Annotated in this window: 17 protein-coding genes and 1 pseudogene; 8 read left to right on the forward strand and 10 right to left on the reverse strand. The window is 69.2% G+C overall.

Translation table 11 applies throughout. The features are described from left to right. Window positions 1-516: pseudogene (locus ACFY2X_RS09335) on the reverse strand (deoxyribose-phosphate aldolase); the annotation flags it as partial. Continuing rightward, window positions 513-1,562 (reverse strand): LacI family DNA-binding transcriptional regulator, encoded by a 1,050-nt coding sequence (locus tag ACFY2X_RS09340; protein ID WP_389934813.1) that lies wholly within the window; start codon window positions 1,560-1,562, stop codon window positions 513-515. The pseudogene ACFY2X_RS09335 and the gene ACFY2X_RS09340, both read right to left, overlap by 4 nt. Before the next feature lie 409 nt (window positions 1,563-1,971). On the opposite strand from ACFY2X_RS09340, the gene ACFY2X_RS09345 reads away from it, so the two are divergent. Then, the gene (locus ACFY2X_RS09345; RefSeq protein WP_389934816.1) at window positions 1,972-2,706 is read left to right on the forward strand and encodes a hypothetical protein; all 735 of its coding nucleotides are present in this window, start codon (window positions 1,972-1,974) and stop codon (window positions 2,704-2,706) included. A gap of 172 nt (window positions 2,707-2,878) precedes the next feature. Here ACFY2X_RS09345 and ACFY2X_RS09350 read toward each other — a convergent pair whose 3' ends face one another. Beyond that, the gene (locus ACFY2X_RS09350) at window positions 2,879-3,988 is read right to left on the reverse strand and encodes an FAD-dependent monooxygenase (RefSeq protein ID WP_389934819.1); all 1,110 of its coding nucleotides are present in this window, start codon (window positions 3,986-3,988) and stop codon (window positions 2,879-2,881) included. Between the two features lie 154 nt (window positions 3,989-4,142). Between ACFY2X_RS09350 and ACFY2X_RS09355 the strand changes: the two genes are divergently transcribed. Then, the gene (locus tag ACFY2X_RS09355) at window positions 4,143-5,075 is read left to right on the forward strand and encodes a TetR/AcrR family transcriptional regulator C-terminal domain-containing protein (RefSeq protein WP_389934822.1); all 933 of its coding nucleotides are present in this window, start codon (window positions 4,143-4,145) and stop codon (window positions 5,073-5,075) included. A gap of 78 nt (window positions 5,076-5,153) precedes the next feature. Here ACFY2X_RS09355 and ACFY2X_RS09360 read toward each other — a convergent pair whose 3' ends face one another. After that, a complete protein-coding gene (locus ACFY2X_RS09360; protein WP_389934824.1) occupies window positions 5,154-5,798 on the reverse strand; it encodes a M15 family metallopeptidase in 645 nt (214 codons plus the stop codon). A gap of 11 nt (window positions 5,799-5,809) precedes the next feature. Further along, the gene (locus ACFY2X_RS09365) at window positions 5,810-7,033 is read right to left on the reverse strand and encodes an ROK family protein (RefSeq protein ID WP_389934827.1); all 1,224 of its coding nucleotides are present in this window, start codon (window positions 7,031-7,033) and stop codon (window positions 5,810-5,812) included. 219 nt (window positions 7,034-7,252) lie between these two features. Here ACFY2X_RS09365 and ACFY2X_RS09370 point away from each other — a divergent pair, with 219 nt between their 5' ends. The 4 genes from ACFY2X_RS09370 (at window position 7,253) to ACFY2X_RS09385 (ending at window position 12,102) form a co-directional block, all read left to right on the forward strand. After that, entirely contained in the window at window positions 7,253-8,584 is a 1,332-nt protein-coding gene (locus ACFY2X_RS09370) for a sugar ABC transporter substrate-binding protein (protein ID WP_389934830.1), read from the forward strand. A gap of 4 nt (window positions 8,585-8,588) precedes the next feature. Further along, window positions 8,589-9,602 carry a carbohydrate ABC transporter permease gene (locus tag ACFY2X_RS09375; RefSeq protein ID WP_389934832.1) on the forward strand — a complete coding sequence of 338 codons (1,014 nt, stop codon included), beginning with the start codon at window positions 8,589-8,591 and terminating at the stop codon, window positions 9,600-9,602. After that, window positions 9,602-10,453: a carbohydrate ABC transporter permease gene (locus ACFY2X_RS09380; RefSeq protein ID WP_389934835.1), complete on the forward strand. Its 852-nt coding sequence runs from the start codon at window positions 9,602-9,604 to the stop codon at window positions 10,451-10,453. The genes ACFY2X_RS09375 and ACFY2X_RS09380 overlap by 1 nt, the downstream gene beginning before the upstream one ends. Before the next feature lie 194 nt (window positions 10,454-10,647). Beyond that, window positions 10,648-12,102, forward strand: coding sequence for a glycoside hydrolase family 3 protein (locus ACFY2X_RS09385; RefSeq protein WP_389934838.1), 1,455 nt, complete (start codon window positions 10,648-10,650; stop codon window positions 12,100-12,102). A 156-nt stretch (window positions 12,103-12,258) separates the two neighbouring features. Here the strand turns inward: ACFY2X_RS09385 and ACFY2X_RS09390 are convergent, their stop codons facing one another. Continuing rightward, window positions 12,259-13,437, reverse strand: coding sequence for an ROK family protein (locus tag ACFY2X_RS09390; protein ID WP_389934840.1), 1,179 nt, complete (start codon window positions 13,435-13,437; stop codon window positions 12,259-12,261). Between the two features lie 561 nt (window positions 13,438-13,998). Between ACFY2X_RS09390 and ACFY2X_RS09395 the strand changes: the two genes are divergently transcribed. Continuing rightward, window positions 13,999-14,448 (forward strand): RrF2 family transcriptional regulator, encoded by a 450-nt coding sequence (locus tag ACFY2X_RS09395; RefSeq protein WP_389934843.1) that lies wholly within the window; start codon window positions 13,999-14,001, stop codon window positions 14,446-14,448. A 9-nt stretch (window positions 14,449-14,457) separates the two neighbouring features. Then, complete coding sequence (locus ACFY2X_RS09400) at window positions 14,458-15,249, forward strand: Fpg/Nei family DNA glycosylase (RefSeq protein ID WP_389934845.1); 792 nt, start codon at window positions 14,458-14,460, stop codon at window positions 15,247-15,249. Here the strand turns inward: ACFY2X_RS09400 and ACFY2X_RS09405 are convergent. The 4 genes from ACFY2X_RS09405 to rimO all read right to left on the reverse strand — a co-directional run bounded on the left by ACFY2X_RS09405 (window position 15,246) and on the right by rimO (window position 18,353). After that, window positions 15,246-15,605, reverse strand: a complete 360-nt coding sequence (locus ACFY2X_RS09405; protein ID WP_389934848.1) for a helix-turn-helix domain-containing protein — start codon at window positions 15,603-15,605, stop codon at window positions 15,246-15,248. The genes ACFY2X_RS09400 and ACFY2X_RS09405 overlap by 4 nt on opposite strands. A 207-nt stretch (window positions 15,606-15,812) precedes the next feature. Next, window positions 15,813-16,316, reverse strand: coding sequence for a CinA family protein (locus ACFY2X_RS09410; protein ID WP_389934851.1), 504 nt, complete (start codon window positions 16,314-16,316; stop codon window positions 15,813-15,815). Further along, window positions 16,313-16,918, reverse strand: coding sequence for a CDP-diacylglycerol--glycerol-3-phosphate 3-phosphatidyltransferase (gene pgsA / locus ACFY2X_RS09415; protein WP_389934854.1), 606 nt, complete (start codon window positions 16,916-16,918; stop codon window positions 16,313-16,315). Before pgsA ends, ACFY2X_RS09410 begins: the two co-directional genes overlap by 4 nt. Window positions 16,919-16,943: 25 nt before the next feature. Continuing rightward, complete coding sequence (rimO, locus tag ACFY2X_RS09420; protein ID WP_389934857.1) at window positions 16,944-18,353, reverse strand: 30S ribosomal protein S12 methylthiotransferase RimO; 1,410 nt, start codon at window positions 18,351-18,353, stop codon at window positions 16,944-16,946. Window positions 18,354-18,682 lie beyond the last annotated feature (329 nt).

An 18,682-nucleotide genomic window follows, 5' to 3' on the forward strand; every position in this document is an offset into this window, starting at 1 on the left:
GATCTCCTGGAATACCTTGACGTAGTCTCCGGCCAGGAACGCGCCCCGGTCGATCACCATGTCGATCTCGTCGGCGCCCGCGGCCACGGCCAACGCGGTGTCGGCGACCTTCACCTCCAGCGAGGAGCGGCCGCTGGGGAACGCCGTCGCGACGGAGGCGACCTTCACCCCCGAGCCGCGAAGCGCGTCGACCGCGACGGAGACCAGATCGGGATAGACACAGACGGCCGCCACCCTGGGCACGGACGGATCAGCCGGATCGGGCTGGTTCGCCTTGGCGCACATCGCCCGCACCTTGCCCGGCGTGTCGGCCCCCTCCAGCGTGGTCAGATCCACCATCGAGATCGCCAGGTCGATCGCCCGATCCTTGGCGGTCGTCTTGATCGAGCGGGTGCCGAGCATCGCCACCCGCTGGTCGGCGCCCACCCGGTCCACACCGGGCAGGCCGTGGAGGAAGGCTCGCAACGTGGCGTTGGAAGAAGCCACATCCACGAGCGAGGTCGTAGCAACGCTCATCGCGATCGGGTCTTTCTCATGCGGGGGGAGGTCGATCCACCGCCGGACTCGCGCGGCCGGGAGGTGGAGGCCCGTTCGATCAGCTTGGTGTCCAGGACGATGCGCCGGGGGTCGTCGTCGCCGTATCCGGGGTCCAACCGGCGCAGGAGCAGCCGCATGGCGAGCACGCCCTGCTCCGCCATCGGCCGGTCGATGACGGTCAGCGGGGGCCTGAGCAGCGGTCCGGTGTCCAGGTCGTCGAAGCCGATCAGGCTCATATAGCCGGGCACGTCGATCCGCATGTCGTGCAGGGCCTTGAGCGCGCCCAGGGTCATGAGGTTGTTGGCCGTGAAGATGGCGGTGGGAGGCTCGGGCAGGGACAGCAGGGAGAGGGTGAGCTGGTAGCCGCTCTCCTCCCTGAAGTCGCCGACGAGGTCGTATTCGGCGGGGATCTCGACGTCCGCCGCGGCGAGCCCGTTGAGAAAGCCCTCACGGCGGAGGCGTCCGGGGGTCGTGTCCTGGTTGCCGCTGATCGCGGCGACTCGCGTGTGGCCGAGTCCCAGCAGGTGCTCGGCGGCCTGTCTGCCGCCCTCGCGGTTGTTGACCAGGACGGCATCGAAGTGTTCCCCGCCCGTCAGGTCGCGGTCGATGAACACCAGCGGCACGTCGGCGTCACGGACGTGCAGCGGGGTCTCGTCCTGCTCGGTGGCGGGGGCCAGGACGATCCCGTCGACCCTGCGCACCATGTCGGCGAGCAGGTCGTCCTCCCGCTCGCTGCTCTCGTCACTGTTCGCGAGGAGGATGCGGTAGCTCTCCTCGCGGGTGACGGACTCCATCCCCTTGACCACCGCGGCGAAGTAGGGGTTGGTGATGTCGGGGACCACGACACCGATCGTGTGGGTGCGCCCCGACTTCAGTGACTGCGCCGCGGCACTCGGCCAGTAGCCCAGTTCGTCCACGGCGGCCTGGATCGCCTCGAACGAACGCACCCGCTGACCTCGCAGGAAGCGCGAGACCGTGGCGGGAGACACCCCCGCGCGAGCGGCTACGTCATGGATGGTGACCACATACGCTCCAAACTGAAACCGTTGTCAGAGAATGATTGCATTACGAGGCCAGGTAACGTCAATGCCCGATGCGGCTCGCGCCCGCAATCGTTACATTCCCCGCATAACACCAGCTCAAGACGGAAGGTGGTCGACGCGACAACCGCGACCGCCTGCTCGCAACTGAAACCGTTGTCAGTTCTGAGTGCAAGGACGGATGATCACCTCTTGCCATCACGTGCGGGGCTTCTGCGAGCCCCATGCATCCGGCCTCCAGCGTGATGTGAGCCCAGCGCAAGCCTGGACAGGCTCATGCCACGCCTGCCCAGGCTTGCGGCTTATGTACATCTACGTAAACGCCTACGGAGATTCGCCGCCGGGGCGGTCTGTGGGCGCCTTCGCGTCGGTGGGCGTGGTTACCGTGCCGGTCATGTCTGATGATCTGCGCGATGACGGCCTGCGTGCTGAACCGGCCCTTGCGGATGAGCGGCTGACCGATCCGAGCTTTCTGGTGAACGCCGCCCCCGGTCGGGTGACGGCGTTGCTGGACGCGGCGTCGGGTCCCGCGGCGCGGCTGGCGGCGGCGGTGTACCGGGCCTCGGCGCACCTGCACCGTGAGGCCACCGCGGGGACACGCCGGCAGGTGCTGGCCCTGGACGCGGCGCGGTACGGGGACCGGGAGCTGTCGGCGCAGATCACCGCGGTGGCGGTACAGGACGAGCCCGCCATACGGTGGGGCGTGGAGTGGGCCACCGGCTCCCTGCTCGACTCCCGGCTCCGGCTTACCTGGACTGGCCGTTTCCGCAAGTTGACGGCGCCGGCGACGGCAGTCATCGACGGCCGCACCTGCGCGCTCACCAGCGACAGAGAAACCGGCGAAACCGGCGACACGGTGCGGATATGGGATCTTGCCACCGGCGAGCAGATCAGCCAATCCCTGACCGGCCACGGCGGGGTGTGCAGCATGGCGACGGCGGTGGCCGACGGCCGTGCCTGCGCCGTCACCGGCGGCGACGGAACGGTGCGAACATATGACCTGATCACGGGTGAGCAGGTCGGGCCGGAGCTGGTGTTCCCGCTGCCGGTCCACGCGGTGGCCGTGGCGCCGGATGACCGGCTGGTGGTGGGCTTCGGCCGCGAGGTCGCGATGCCGGCCCGCCGTTGACCGGGCCCCGCACCGGCGGGCCACGGATGTCGGCTCGCCTGCGGTGATCGGCGGGAGCAAGGTTCTGTGGTGCCGGCCATGCGGGTGATCGGCGGGAACAAGACCTTGTGGTGCCGGTGCCGCCCACGCGGGTATCCGCACCGGGCAACCGTCAAGATCTACCGGACACGTCTCAGCCGTCGAGCGAGATCGCGTTCTTGGCCCGCTCGACCGACTCCTCGGCGGGCGGCCCGCCGGGGTTCTCGGTGGCGAGCGCCTGGTTGAGCGCGACGAACGGGCGCATGCGCTGCTCGTAGCGGGTGAACGCGATGTGGTGGTCGCCGCCCGCCTTGCCGAGCTCGCCGGCCAGCACGTAGGCGCCCACCAGGGCCAGGCTGGTGCCCTGGCCGGACATCGGCGAGGGGCTGTAGCCCGCGTCTCCGACCAGCGCCACCCTGCCCGCCGACCAGTGGTCCATGCGGATCTGGGCCATCACGTCGAAGTAGAAGTCAGGCGTCTCCCCCATGCCCTTCAGCAGCCTCGGGGTCTCCCAGCGCAGTCCTGCGAGGCGTTCCGCGACGATCTCCTTCTGCCGGTCGATGTCGCGGTGGTCGTAGTCGAACGGCCCGGACTCGAAGCCCGCCGAGACCCTGATCTCGGTGTTGTCGCGCGCCGGGTAGATGCCGTAGCCCGCGTTCCCGTCCCTGAGCCAGACCTGCCAGTTGTCGAGGTTCAGGAAGTTCTCCATGCTGAAGATCGCCAGGTGGGTGCCGAGGTGGTGGACGAACTGCCCCTCCTCGCCGAAGGTCAGCCTGCGCACGTTGGAGTGCAGGCCGTCGGCGCCCACCACGAGGTCGAAGGTGCGGGGCTCGCCACGCTCGAACTCGACACGCACGCCGTACTCGCCCTCTTCAAGGGTGGTGATGGAGTCGTCGAAGACGTATTCGACGTCGTCGCGCGTCCGCTCGTACACCAGCCGGGTGAGGTCCTCGCGCAGCAGCTCGATGTCGTCGCTGTCGAGCCGGCCGCTGCTGTAGGTCATCTCCTCGGAGCGATGGATCTCGTTGCCGTCGCCGTCGAGCACCGACATGCCGCGCATGTGCGTGCGCATCCTCCGCGCCTCCTCCAGGAGGCCCATCCGCTCAAGGACCTCAAGCGCGACGCCGCGGACGTCGATCGCCTGGCCGCCCCTGTGCGGGGCGGGGGCCCGCTCGACCACGGTCGGGGTGAAGCCGTTCCGGCGCAGCCAGTAGGCCAGCACGGGACCGGCGATGCTCCCGCCGGAGATGAGCACAGTCTTCATGGGATCTCCTTCATACGTTGTACGCAGGCTGAATGTACAGCGTATGTTCAGTCTCGCCAAGTGCACTTTTATCCTGTTCTGCGCTAGAACAGGAGCACGTGTTTCGCCATCACCCCTGCTAACCTCTGTACTAGTACAAGAAAAGGAGACGACGGTGGCCGCGAAAATTGATCCGCCCTACCTCCGGATCGTCGCCGAGATCCGGCGGCGCATCGCGGACGGCGAGCTGGCACCGGGCGACCGGGTGCCCTCGACCCGGCAGATCGCCAAAGAGTGGAACGTCGCACTCGCCACCGCCACCAAGGCGCTGGCGATCCTGAGTCAGGAAGGGGCCGTACGGGCCCAGCCCCGTGTCGGCACCGTGGTGGCCTCGCCGGAGCCCGGCCCCGCCCGGGTCCGGCGCCGCGTGACGCCGGGCCCCGATCAGGAACTGACCCGCGAGCGCGTCGTGCGCGCCGCCATCGAGATCGCCGACGCCGAAGGGCTGGCAGCGCTGTCGATGCGCGGCATCGCGGCCCGCCTGGGTGTCGCCACCATGTCGCCCTACCGCTACGTGAACGGCAAGGATGACCTCATCCTGCTGATGGCCGACGCCGCGTTCGGCGAGGAGTCCTATCCCGCCGACCCCCCTGCCGGCTGGCGGGCCCGCCTGGAGCTGGGAGCGCGCACGCTGTGGAGGCTGTACCGCAGGCACCCGTGGCTGGCACAGATGAGCACGCTCACCCGCCCGCTGCCCCTGCCCAACCTGCTGGTTCACGCCGAATGGGCGCTGAGCGCCCTCGACGGCCACGGCCTCGACGCGACGACCATGCTCAACCTGAACGTGCTGCTCTACAGCTATGTCCAGGGCATCGCGGTCAACCTGGAAAGAGAAGCGCAGGCCGAGGCCACCACCGGCCTGTCGGAGGAGCAGTGGATGGACATCCATGAGCCCGCGCTTGAGGCGATCGCCGCTTCGGGTGACTATCCGACGTTCGCGAAGGTCACCGAGGCCATCAAGGACGGCTACGACCTCGTCCTCGATGAGATGTTCGAGTTCGGCCTCCAGCCACTGCTCGACGGCCTCGCCATCCTCATCGAGAGGTAGGGCCTGTTCGTGGATCCTTCGCCCAGCAAGCGAGGATCCATCGGACAGGCCCGGAGCGTTCGGCGGGGCCGTACGGGGTCAGAAGGGGCGAGCTCCGTAGAGGGCGGACGCGGCCCCGGTGGTCATGGCCCAGTAGCGGTCGCCGTAGGACCAGTGCCACCACTCGGTGGGGTAGTTGACCAGACCGGCCGCGTCAAGGACCCCGCCGAGGAGTTTGCGATGATGGCGCGCCTCGGACGACAGGCCGGGAGCGTCGGTGTAGCAGGCGCCGTCGCTCTGCTCGGGGGTGGCGTTCACCGAGGTTCCCATGTCGAGCTCGGCCCCGTCCTCGGTGCACAGGGTCAGGTCCACCGCCGCGCCCGCGGTGTGCGGGGCGACCTCGACGGGCGAGACATAGCGGCTCGCCGCCACGTGGATCTCCTCGGGCGACATCTCGGGAAATGTCACCCGCAACTCCGCCGAGTACTCCTCAAAGATCCGCCGTTGCGTCACCAGCGGCCGGTAACCCTCCACGACCAGCAAGCGGTACCCCTCGGGAAGCTGCGCCTGCGCGCTCTCCAACCGGGTCAGCAGCCCCTCCCGGAGATGGGCGAACGCCCCCTCGGGATCGGACATACGGCCGTCCACCCGCAACCGCCCCCGGACGTCGACCAGATCCTCTCCGGATTCCTCGACGGGGATCGAGGAAACGCGGGGGTCGGAGATCAAAACGATGTCGCGCATAGCGGCAATTCTCACACCGTTTCGGAGAACACCTGTTCGCGAGCCTGCTCAAGCGCCGAGACCAGGGCGCCGCGCAGCACGGGGTTGCCTTTGACCTCCGAGACCACGACTCTCGGCTGGCTCGGGCAGATCCTGGCCACCGCCCCCTCGACCCTGGCCGCGAGCACGGTCCCGCCGGCCCGGCCGACGTCGCCGCTGAGCACGATCAGCCGGGGGTCCAGGACCACGGCGACCGCCGCGACGCCGACCGCGAGCCGGCCGGCCAGCTCGTCGAGGAAGTCCTCCGCGCCCTCGGCGACGGCCGTACGGACATAGTCGCCCACGGAGCACGTGGAGCCCGCCAGGTCCACCGGGCCTGCCGTGCCCATCGGGTTCACCGAGGTCGCCGGGCCGCCACCGAGACCGTGTGCGATCGCGAGGCCGCGGATGGCGTCACCTCCGACCAGGCGCTGGAACGAGCCCGACTGGGGCTCGTTCACGTCGGTGGGGAGCGGCTCTCCGGGGACCGGGAGCCAGCCGATCTCTCCGGCGCCTCCGGTGAAGCCGCGGTGCAGGCGCCCGCCGAGCATGACCCCGAGGCCCTGGCCGACCCCGGTCCACACGAGCACGAAGTCGTCCACGCCCAGGGCCGCGCCGTGGGAGCGCTCGGCCAGGGCGGCCAGGTTCACGTCGTTCTCGATCGTCACCGGGACGTCGAGGTCGCGCCGGAGGTCGGCGAGCACGCCCTCGTGCCAGGAGGGCAGGTCGAAGGAGAACCGGACGTCGCCGATGCGGGGGTCGACGACGCCTCGGGTGCCGATCACGAAGGCGCGGAGCCGGGACACGGTGATGCCCGCCGACTCGCAGGCTTTCTGGACGGCGCTGCGCACGAGCCGGGCGGGATCGTCATGGCTGTTGGGGTCCACCGAGGCCTCGGCGACGACCTCGCCGGTGATGTCGGCGATCGCGGCGCTGACCCGGTCCGGCAGCACGTCCAGCCCCGCGACGTACGCGCACGACGGTACGACGCCGTACAGCGCGGCGTTGGGTCCGCGCCCGCCCGCCTGCTCGCCGACCACCGCGACGAGATCGAGATCTTCCAGCCTGGAGAGCAGCTGACCTGCGGTCACCTTGGAAAGTCCCGTCTGTTCTCCCAGATCGGCGCGGGTGAGCGGGCCGCTGGACAGCAGAAGCTCCAGCGCCGCGCGGTCATTGAGCTGACGCAGCAGCCGCGGCGTCCCCGGACGTCTGGACAAGATCATCTCCCCGTCACGATCCGCTAACGGTCGTTTCTTTTAAGAAAGTTTCTTGTTAGTTTAACCGTTGCCAGCCCGCAGGCAAGCGCACAGAAGACCGCGGGATGCCAGAGCGCCGACCGCGAGGAGGCGTCTTCGACCAGGTACGGCGAGGCGCGGGAACCGCGCCGCACCCGAAGTGCGACCCCCGACGCGAAGCCGGGAAGGAGAACCCCCGAAGTGAAGATCACGAAGTTCGCCGCCACGACCGCCACCACCGCCGCCCTGGCCCTGGGCCTCGCCGCATGTGGTTCCGCCAGCGAGCCCGCCAAGAGCGCCGAGCCCCAGGCAGGCGCCTCCAGCGCGGCCGGCGGCCCGAAGTTCGCCGGTCAGACCCTGACCGTGTGGCGCCTCGGCGACAGCAACCCGGCCGCCCAGAAGTACATGGACGACCTCAACGCCGCCTTCGAGAAGGAGTCCGGCGCCAAGGTCAAGCTTGAGTGGATCCCGTGGCCGCAGGTGAACGACAAGTTCACCGCCGCCGCCGCGGGCGGCTCCGGCCCCGACGTCACCGAGATCGGCAACGACCAGGTGCCGCTCTGGCAGAGCCAGGACGCCCTCTCCCCGGTCACCGAACTCGCGAGCGGCGGGGACCAGGCCGGGATCCCGAAGAACCTGTTCGGCCTGGAGACCATCGACAACGAGGTCTACGCCCTGCCGTGGGGAGCCGGCTCGCGCGCCGTGCTCTACCGCAAGGACTGGTTCTCCGAGCTCGGCATCGAGGTTCCCAAGACCTGGGACGAGCTGGTCGCCGCGGCCAAGAAGATCCAGGACAAGAAGGGCAAGGACGTCGACGGTTTCGCCTTCAACGGCGGCTCCGACGCCAACCACCTGCTTGGCGCGTTCGCCTGGTCCGAGGGCGGCGAATACGCCGTGAAGGAGGGCGACAAGTGGGTCGGCAAGCTGACCGACCCGAAGTTCAAGGCCGGTTTCGCCACCTACACGAGCCTCGTCACCGACGGCCTGTCCGGCAAGGCCCGCCTCACCCAGAACACGGTGGACATCCGCAAGCGGTTCGCCAACAACAAGGTCGGCATGTATCTGACCGCCGGCTGGGACCTGCCCGGCATCGAGGTGGACAGCAAGGGCAAGCTCAAGGCCGACAAGCTCGCCTTCTTCCCCCTCCCGGCCAAGTCCGGCGGCGAGGCCCCGTCCTTCTTCGGCGGCAACGACATCGCCGTATGGGACAGCACCAAGAACAAGGAACTCGCGGCCGAATACCTGAAGCTGGCCACCAACAAGGAGTGGGCGGGCCGCTACGCCACCGAGGGCGGCCTGCTGCCGGTCTACCCCGAGGCGCTCGCGAAGCTGAGCTCGGACCCGGCCCTGGCACCGTTCGCGGCGGCCTTCGCCAAGGCCAAGGCCTTCCCCGCCGACGCCAACTGGACCGAGGCCAACGAGACCAAGGCCGTGCTGCAGAACGCCGCGCGATCCGTCATCGAGGGCAAGGCCACCGCTGACGAAGCCCTGGCCAAGGCCAACGGGGAAATCGAAGAGATCCTGAACCAGTAGTCACATGTCGAACACGTCTACGATCTCCCGGGGCGCGGGCCGTTCCTCCGCCCCGGGGCGGCGCCGCGACGACAACCCGCGCCCGGCCAGGCCGAGCGGGCTACGCCCATGGATCATCCCCTACCTCCTGCTCATACCCGGCCTCGTGGTCATCGCGGGGCTGCTGCTCTACCCGCTGTTCCAGATGATCGTCATCTCCTTCCAGAAGGTGGGGATCGCCCAGATCAACGGCAGAAGGCCAACCGACTGGGTCGGATGGGACAACTACACCAGGATCCTCGGCAGCGAGATCTTCTGGTCCTCGCTCCGCAACACCGTGGTGTTCGCCGTCGTCACGGTGACCCTGACGCTGGTCCTCGGGACCGCGGTCGGCACACTGCTCAACAAGCTCGGCAGGAAGATGTCCACATTGGTGGTCATCGGCATCATGTCCGCCTGGGCGGTGCCTCCGGTCGCCCAGGGCGTCATCTGGCGCTGGCTCTTCGACGCCGACGCCGGAGTGATCAACTGGGCGCTCAACCTGCTTCCCGACGGGCTGTCCGACCTGCTGTTCGGCCGGTCCGACTGGACCGGCGAGCCCTGGCTCAACGACGCGGTCACCGTCTATCTCGTGCTGATCGTCTGCGTGGTCTGGGCCTCGTTCCCGTTCATCGCGGTGTCGGTGCTGGCCGGTCTCAAGGGCATCCCCGCGGAGCTCTACGAGGCGGCCAGGGTCGACGGGGCCACCCCCTGGCGGATCTTCAGGAAGATCACGTTCCCGCTGCTGAAGCCGGTCTTCGCGGTGCTGACCATCCTGTCCATCATCTGGGACTTCAAGGTCTTCAGCCAGCTCTACGTGCTGATGAACGGGCCCACCAACCGCGAGGCCTTCAACCTGTCGATGTTCTCCTTCGCCGAGGCCTTCCGCAGCCCGCCGAAGATGGGCACCGGCGCGGCGATCGCGGTGATCCTGACGCTGCTTCTGCTCGTCGTCACCGCCGTCTACGTCCGGCAGATCGTGAAGACGGAGGAGATGTGATGGCTCCGATCACCCGCAGGCGCCTGGGGAAGATCGCGCTCAACGCGGCCGGAGTCCTGGTCTTCCTCTTCGCGGTGTTCCCCGTCTACTGGATGGTCTCCACCTCGTTCAAGACCAACGACCAGATCTTCACGACGGACTTCATCCCGTTTCCCACGGAGTTCACCCTCGACCACCTGAACCGGGTGCTCACCGAGGGCGTGGCGGGCAACTCCATCTGGCTCTACATGCGCAACAGCGCGATCGTCGCCCTGGGCACCGTGCTCATCGGCGCCGCCTTCGCCCTGCTGGCGGCCACCGCCATCGCCCGGTTCAGGTTCAGGGGCCGCACCGGCTTCCTGGTCGTCCTGCTCATCGTCCAGATGATCCCCTGCGAGGCCCTGCTCATCCCGCTCTTCCTCAACGTCAAGAGGCTCGGCCTGTACGACCACCTGCTGGGCCTGATCGTCATCAACGTCGGCCTGACCCTCCCCTTCGGCATCTGGATGCTGCGCACGTTCGTCGCCGCGGTGCCCACGTCGCTGGAGGAGGCCGCCTGGATCGACGGCGCCACCCGGTTCACGGCCTTCTGGAAGGTCCTGTTCCCGCTGGTCGCCCCCGGCCTGGTGGCGACGAGCATCTTCTCGTTCATCACCGCCTGGAACGAGCTGATCTTCGCGCTGATCCTGATGTCGGACTCCTCGGGCTACACGATGCCCGTCGCGCTGCAGTTCTTCTTCGGGCAGCGCGGCACCGACTGGGGCGCCATCATGGCCGGCTCCACGATGATGACGATCCCGGTCGTCGTCTTCTTCCTCCTGGTGCAGCGACGGATGGTCTCCGGCCTCGTCGCGGGCGCCGTCAAGGGCTAGGGCGCGCTTTGTGGATCTTTCCGCCCGCCGCGGCCGCGTGGATCCTTCCGCCTGCCGCGGCCGCCCTGACGGCGCCCCGCCGCGTTGTCGCCTCACCCCGCCGGTGCCGGTACGGCCGCGCGCCCACAAGGCTCCGGCCGTACCGGTCCTGTCCACATTCGGCACCCCACCTCAGGTAAGGAGCAGGTACCACCATGTCTGAGTTCATCGCGGATTCCGGCGATCAGGGGCTGCGTCGTCTCGCGGCCGGCACATTGCTCGCCGCGTTCCAGGGCACGACCGTCCCCGAGTGGGTCCTTCGGGATCTGGAGAACGGCCTCGGCGGCGTCACCCTCTTCGGCTTCAACGTCGCCGACCCCGCTCAGCTGTCCGACCTCACCACCCGCCTGCGCGAGGCCGGCGACCCGGTCATCTCACTGGACGAGGAGGGCGGCGACGTCACCCGGCTCGCCTACCACGTGGGCAGCCCCTACCCCGGCAACGCCGCCCTCGGCGCCGTCGACGATGTCGAGCTGACCCGGCGCGTCTACCGGTCCATCGGCGACGAGCTGGCCCGATGCGGCGTCAACCTGGACATGGCCCCGTCCGCCGACGTGAACACCGCCGACGACAACCCGGTGATCGGCACCCGCTCGTTCGGGCCGGACGCCGCGCTGGTCGCCCGGCACACCGTCGCCGCCGTCCACGGCCTCCAGTCGGCCGGCGTGGCCGCCTGCGTCAAGCACTTTCCCGGTCACGGCGCCACCCACCAGGACTCCCATCTGGAGATCCCGCTCGTCGACGCGTCCATCGACCTGCTGAGGGAACGCGAGCTCGTGCCCTTCCAGGCCGCGATCGACGCCGGGACCAGATCCATCATGACCGCGCACGTGCGTGTTCCGGTCCTGACCGGCAAGACCCCCGCCACCCTGTCGGCCGCCGCCCTGACCGGTCTGCTCCGCGGCGAACTGGGCTACGACGGAGTGATCGTCTCCGACGCCCTCGACATGAAGGCCGTCACCGATGTTTACGGCCTGGCGGGTGGCTCCGTGCTGTCCCTGGCCGCCGGGGCCGACCTGCTCTGTCTCGGCCCGCTGCCGACCGAGGACGACATCCGCGAGATCGTCACCGAGATCGTCGCCGCGGTGAGGGACGGCCGGTTGCCGCGTACCCGCCTGGAGGAGGCCGCCGAGCGGGTGGCCCGCCTGCGTTCCTGGTTCTGCACGCCCCAGACAGGTGAGGCCGAGGAGAGCGTGATCGGCCTGACCGCCGCCCGCCGCGCGGTCAGCCTCACCGGTTCGGCGTCCCCGCTGGTCGACCCGCTGGTGGTCGAGGTGGACACCCCGCCGACCATCGCGGTCGGCGACGTGCCGTGGGGCTTCGCGCCCCTGCTGCCCCAGGCGGAGGTCGTCCGGATCAAGCCGGAGGCGGCGGACGTGCCGGGCATCCTGGAGCGTGCCAGCGGCCGTTCCCTGGTCGTCGTGGTCAAGGACGCCCATCGCTACGTGACCAGCCAGTCGGTGGTCTCCGCACTGCTGGCCGCCCGCCCCGACACCACGGTGGTCGAGATGGGGCTGCCGATCTGGCGCCCGGAGGGTGTGACCTACCTCGCCACATACGGTGCCGCCCGCGCCAACGCCCAGGCCGCCGCAGAACTGCTCGGCGTCTGACCCCACGGTACGGCCCGCCCCCTCTCAGGCCCCATCGGGCGCGAGCCGTACCTTCGGCTTGTTCTTCGCCGACTCCACGATGATGACGATCCCGGTCGCCGGCTTGTTCTTTCCGCCCTCTCCGACTCCGTCGGACGCGGGCCGCGTCCTGTGCGGTCAGGACGCGAAGATCTCCTCACGCGCCTGTTCGAGGGCGGCGAGGACGGCGCCGCGCAGCACCGGCTTTCCGCTTACCTCGCTGGCCACCACCTGCGGGCGAACCGGGCAGATGCGGGCCACGGCCTCCTCGATCCTTGAGGTGAGCGCGTCCCCGCCGACCCGGCTGACCTCTCCGGCGAGCACCACGAGCCCGGGGTCGAGGACGACGCACACCGACGCCACGCCCAGCGCCAGCCGCTCGGCGATCTCGTTCAGCAGGGGCCCTCCGCGCTCCCCCGCCTTGACCGCGGCCGCCACGCACTCGGCCGCGTTCCGCCCCTCGAAGCCGTACGTTCCGGCCAGCTCGACCACCGCCTCGGCGCTGACCAGCGACTGCAGACCGCCCGCCAGCGACGGCAATCGCCCGGGCACCGCCCGCACGTCCTCGGCCAGCGGCACGCCGGGCACCGGCAGGTAGCCGATCTCACCGGCGCTGCCGGACCGGCCGCGGTGCAGCCGGCCGCCGAGCACGACGCCGAGGCCGATGCCACGGCCCACCCAGAGCAGCACGAAGTCGTCGGCGTCTCGCGCCGCGCCCTGAGCGCGTTCGGCGACGGCCACGAGGTTCACGTCGTTCTCGATCCTGACGTCACGGCGCAGATCACGGGCGAGCGCCTCGTGAATGCCCTCGTGCCAGCCCGGCAGGTCGAAGGAGAACCGCACGTCCCCGGTCCGGGGATCGACCACCCCCGGGGTGCCGATCACGACCGCGCGCAGTTTCGAGAGCGCGACCTTGGCCGACCGGCACGCCTTGACGATCCCGCTGTGCACAAGGGCGACCGGGTCATCGTGCCCGCTCGGCTCGACCGTGACCTCGGCCACGATCTCCCCGTGAATATCCGCGATCGCGGTGGCGATGAATTCCGGGCCGACATCCAGGCCCGCCACATAAGCGAAGGAAGGAATAATGCCATAAAGCGCGGCATTGGGCCCCCTTCCTCCCGCCTGCTCTCCCGCCACCTCGACCAGACCGCGCTCCTCCAGCCGAGCGAGCGTCTGCGACGCCGTCACCTTGGAAAGGCCGGTGAGCTCTCCGATCTGCCCCCGCGTCAGCGGTCCCGAATCGAGCAACAACTCCAGGGCGGCCCGGTCGTTGATCTCCCTCAGCAGCCTGGGCACGCCAGGACGTCGCTCCATACGCATGGTCTCTTATTCGCCGTTCCCGTTGCCTTTATATTCCGGCAAGAATAGCGGTTTTAATCATTAACAAAGCTTCCTGACAGTTTAGCCTCGCGAGACCCTCGCGAGACCTTGTGAGAGCCGCGGAGTCCCTCACCGCGCGGCCCACCCGCCACACCATGCCGCCTCGCACCCATGATCCGCATTCCCGCCTCCCCGGCGCTCCCCATGCGCCCCTTGATCCCACTCCTGCGCCCCGGCCCCTCGATCCCACACCCTCGCCCCGCTCCTTGATCGCCGCAATGCTCCACCCCTTGATCGCCGCAATACCCCGCACCCCGAATCCCTCCGCCGCCGCGTCACCCTGCCCCGCCGGAATCCATAGGCCCGGTACCACCTCTCCGCTCCGGCACGAGAGCCTCTCGGCTACGTTCCGTATCACTTCGGCGCCCGAGGACCGATCCATCCGGGCGATGGGACGTCACATGCGCACGCCGTCACCGACGGTCACCGACGCAAGTTTGATTCTTTCGAGACCTGGCGCCTAAGTAGTCAATGGCAAGCGGGATAATCGATTACATGCGTCTATCCGCTCGTGTCGACTATGCCCTGCGTGCCGCCGCCGAACTCGCCGCCGCCGGCGACGGACCAACTACCGTGGGTGAGCTGGCCAAAGAGCAGGACATGCCGCCCAAATACCTGGAGAACATCCTCCTCCAGATGCGCCGCGCAGGCCTGGTTCGCGGCCAGCGTGGCCCCGAGGGCGGCTACGTGCTGGCTCGCCCGGCCACCGAGATCACTTTGGCCGATGTGATCCGCGCCGTGGACGGCCCGCTGGCCAACGTGCGAGGCGAGCGCCCCGAGCATGTCGACTATCGGGGCCCCGCCGAGGCGTTGCAGCAGGTCTGGATCGCGTTGCGGGCCAGCGAACGAGCGATCCTGGAGGAGGTCACGCTCGACAGCGTGGCGACCGGTGCGCTCCCCGAGCGGGTCCGGCAGCTCGCCGCCGACCCCGCCGCCTGGGACTGAGCAAGTCCCATGCCCGAGGGTGACGTCGTCTACCGCACCGCGCGACGGCTCAGCCGGGCGCTAGACGGCCGCACCCTGACCCGATCCGACTTCCGCGTGCCACGCCACGCCACCGCCGACCTCACCGGCCGAGACGTGCTGGAGACCGTCTCGCGCGGCAAACACCTGCTCACCCGGATCGAAGGCGGTCTGACCGTCCACACCCACCTGCGGATGGACGGAAGCTGGCACATCTCACCCGCCGGGCGCCGGACACCCTCGGGCGATGTGGTCCGCCTCGTGCTGGCCAACGCCGACTGGCAGGCGGTGGGGGTGAAACTCGGCATGGTGGACCTGGTCGCCACCGAACAGGAGCATCGGCTCGTCGGGCATCTCGGGCCCGACCTGCTGGGGCCGGACTGGGATCCGGAGGAGGCCGTGCGGCGGCTGGCGGGCAGGCCCGCGCTCACCATCGGGGAGGCGCTGCTCGATCAGCGCAATCTGGCGGGGATCGGCACCATCTATCGGGCCGAGACGCTCTTCCTCGCGGGGGTCTCGCCGTGGCGGCTGGTAGGGACGATCGAGGATTTAGAGAAGATCGTGACGCTCGCGCAGCGCTTGCTGCACGCCAACAGAGAACGTGTCGACAGGGTGACGACGGGCGACCTTCGCCCAGGCCGGGGCATGTGGGTCTACGGCAGGGCGGGACGGCCTTGCCTACGTTGCGGGCATCGGGTCAGTCGGGGCGAGATGGGGGCACAGCCGCAGGAACGGCTGATCTTCTGGTGTCGTCGCTGCCAGCCGGAAGAACCGACCGGCTAGGCGGCGACCATGTCGTTGACCTCGGGAAACACGGAGTCCGAAATAGCACCGGGCACAGTCTCGGCAATCGGCAGACGCTCCCGTTCTGGGACATCGCCGGCAAGCACCGGGGCGTGCTGAAGCTCGGCCAGCGCGAACTGGTCGGAGACCTCACGGAGCACCTGTGAAAGCGGTACGCCGAGGGCACCGCAGATCGAGGCAAGCAGCTCGGACGACGCCTCCTTCTGCCCACGCTCCACCTCGGACAGGTATCCGAGAGAGACACGAGCCAATGTGGACACCTCTCGCAGGGTGCGACTCTGCCGCACCCGCAGCCGCCGCAACACGTCACCGAGCAGCTGACGCAGCAGGACCATCTGTCGCTCCCTCCCCGGCGCGGGCGCCTTCACGACACTCCGCGCGATCGGTTCGTGCCGCCCGTTCTTCGAACGCGACCCTTCGTACATACTCCTCGCCGTCATCATCGCTTGACCTTTACCTCAGTCACATCTCCACCGTACCTGTATCGACCAACACCGCGGCAGACCGTGGTGAGCATGTTCGCTGGGGACGTAACGCGGTAATCACCCGGAATGTTCCCCTAAGTTCGCTTCCAGCACACCTTGAAGCAGATCTACGGCCTCGTTCACCGTCGATTGCCGAATCTCCTCGCGCGTCCCGGCAAGGTGCAGATCTCGGTGCCATACCCGCCCGTCAGGACCGCTAACAGCCAGATGCACGGTGCCGACCGGCTTGCCGTCCTGCGGATCGGGACCGGCGACCCCGGTGGCCGCCAGGCCGTACGTGGAGCCGGTGAGCTTGCGGACGCCGCTCGCCATCGCCGCGGCGACCTGAGGGTGCACGGCCCCCTCACGGTCCAGCAGGTCCGCGGGGACGCCCAGCAGGCGGTGCTTGAGCTCGGTGGCGTAGGAGACGACACCGCCGACGAAGGCCGCCGACGCCCCGGAGGGGCCGGTGAGCGCCGCACCGATCAGCCCCGCCGTCAGCGACTCGGCCACCGCCACCGTCTGGCCGTTGCGGACAAGCAGCGAGAGCACGTTGGTGGCGGCGAGCAGGCGATGGCTCATTGCGCTCGCGCCCTCTTCGCCACCCGCCGCAGCTTGATCGCGCGGATCACGTAGTCGACCCCGGTCCCCACGGTCACGATGACCGCCGCGCCCATGACGACCCAGCGGATCAGGTCGGGCACATCCGGCCACATGTAGAAGACGATCGCGGTGATCTGGAGAACGGTCTTCACCTTGCCGCCGTAACTGGCGGGGATGACGCCGTGCCTGATGACCGCGAACCGCAGCAGGGTGACGCCCATCTCCCTGCCGAGGATCACAACGGTGATCCACCACGGCAGCTCGTCCAGGATCGAGAGGCTGATCAGCGCGGCGCCGGTCAGGGCTTTGTCCGCGATCGGATCAGCGATCTTCCCGAAGTCGGTGACGAGGCCGTAGCGGCGGGCGAGCTCGCCGTCGAGCAGGTCGGTGAGCGAGGCCACCAGGAACACCACCAGCGCGGTGAGCCGCCAGCCGGGGCCCGGCAGGAAGAGGCACACCGCGAAGAAGGGAACCATCGCCAGCCGTATCACCGTAACGACGTTGGCGATGTTCCACACGCTCACCTTGGGACGCGTGGTTGCCGAGGTCGAGTTGGTGCCGGTCTCTGGCGTGTTGGTCATACGCTCTCCCGACCAGGTGGCGCGCTCATGGGGCGGCCTTGATGCGGGCGATCAGGTCGACTCCCTCGGAGTCGACCACGACGGCCCGGACGATCTGACCGGGGACCAGGCCGATGCCCTGGACCGTGACGGAGCCGTCGACCTCCGGTCCCTGATGGGCGGCGCGGCCTTCGTAGCCGCCGTCACCGAGGTCTTCCTCGATGAGGACGTCCACCTCCGTGCCGATCCGCTCCTCGGCCCGCTGCGCCATGAGCTCCTCGGCCAGCTCGGTGAGCGCGCTCACACGGGCGTCGATGGTCTCCTGGTCCAGCTTGCCGGGAAGCGACGCGGCCTCGGTGCCCTCCTCGTCGGAATAGCCGAAGACGCCGATCACGTCGAGCCTGGCCTCCTCCAGGAAGGCCACCAGCTCTCCGAACTCCTCCTCCGTCTCACCGGGGAAGCCCACGATGAAGTTGGAGCGCACGCCCGCCTCGGGGGCGAGCCCCCGGATCGTCTCCAGCAGGTCGAGGAAGCGCCTGGGGTCGCCGAAGCGGCGCATCCGGCGCAGCACCGAGCCGCTGGCGTGCTGGAAGGACAGATCGAAGTAGGAGGCCACGCCCTCGGTCGAGGAGATCATCTCCAGCAGGCCGGGGCGGAGCTCCGCGGGCTGCAGGTAGCTGACCCGCACCCGCTCGATCCCCTCGATCGCGGTCAGGGCGGGCAACAGCTTCTCCAGAGAGCGCAGGTCGCCGAGATCCTTGCCGTAGGAGGTGGAGTTCTCGCTGACCAGCACGAGCTCCTTGACGCCCTCGCCGGCGAGCCACGCGGCCTCGGCGGCGAGCTCCTCCGGGGCGCGTGAGACGTAGGCACCCCGGAAGGCCGGGATGGCGCAGAACGTGCAGCGCCGGTCACAGCCGGAGGCGAGCTTCAGCGAGGCCACCGGGCCGTCGCCCAGGCGTTTGCGCAGCGGCCGGGGACCGCTGGCCGGAGCCACGCCCTCGGGCAGCTCCCCGTGGCCGGGAATGTTGGTCTTGGGGGCGGCGGCACGCTCGACCGGCGAGATAGGCAGCAGGGTTCTGCGGTCGCGGGGACTGTGCGGGACGAGCGGTTTGCCCGCCAGCACGTCGTCCAGGCGCGTGCCGATCTGGGTGTAGTCGTCGAAGGAGATGACGGCCGCCGCCTCGGGCAGCGCGTCGGCGAGCTGGTCGCCGTACCGCTCGGCCATGCAGCCCGCGGCGACCACCTTGGCCCCGGAGTCGGCCGCGGCGAGCAGCGTGTCGATGGAGTCCTTTTTCGCTGAGTCGATGAAGCCGCAGGTGTTGACGACGATGACGTCGGGGTCGTCGTCGCCCACCTGCCAACCGGCAGCCTCAAGACGCGCGGCGAGCTCCTCGGAGTCGACCTCGTTGCGCGCGCAGCCCAGTGTGATCAGCGATGCGGTTCGGCGGGATGACATGGTGAACACTACGGTATCGGGAGTTGGCCACTACCGATGCACCTCCCCCGGCCCAAGCTTGTCCTCAGCCGGTGCGGACGACCCCTTCCCGCAGATCCCGTCTCCGCATCGCGGGTTGGCCGAAACCGGCCAGAAGGCGTCTCGCAGGCCGGAGGTGGGGCGTGCACAGCGTCTTCGCGGGGTGAGGCGGCGACGTTTTCACGGGATGGAGCGACAGCGCGGCGGGGGGGGGGGGGGGGGCCGGCGCCGCGCCCCCCAAACCCCCCCCCCCCCCCCCCCCCCCCCACCCCCCCAACCAACCCCACCCCCCCCCCCCCCCCCCCCCCCCC

Source organism: Streptosporangium sp. NPDC000396 (assembly GCF_042898655.1).
In the GTDB taxonomy this organism is placed as follows: Bacteria; Actinomycetota; Actinomycetes; order Streptosporangiales; family Streptosporangiaceae; genus Streptosporangium.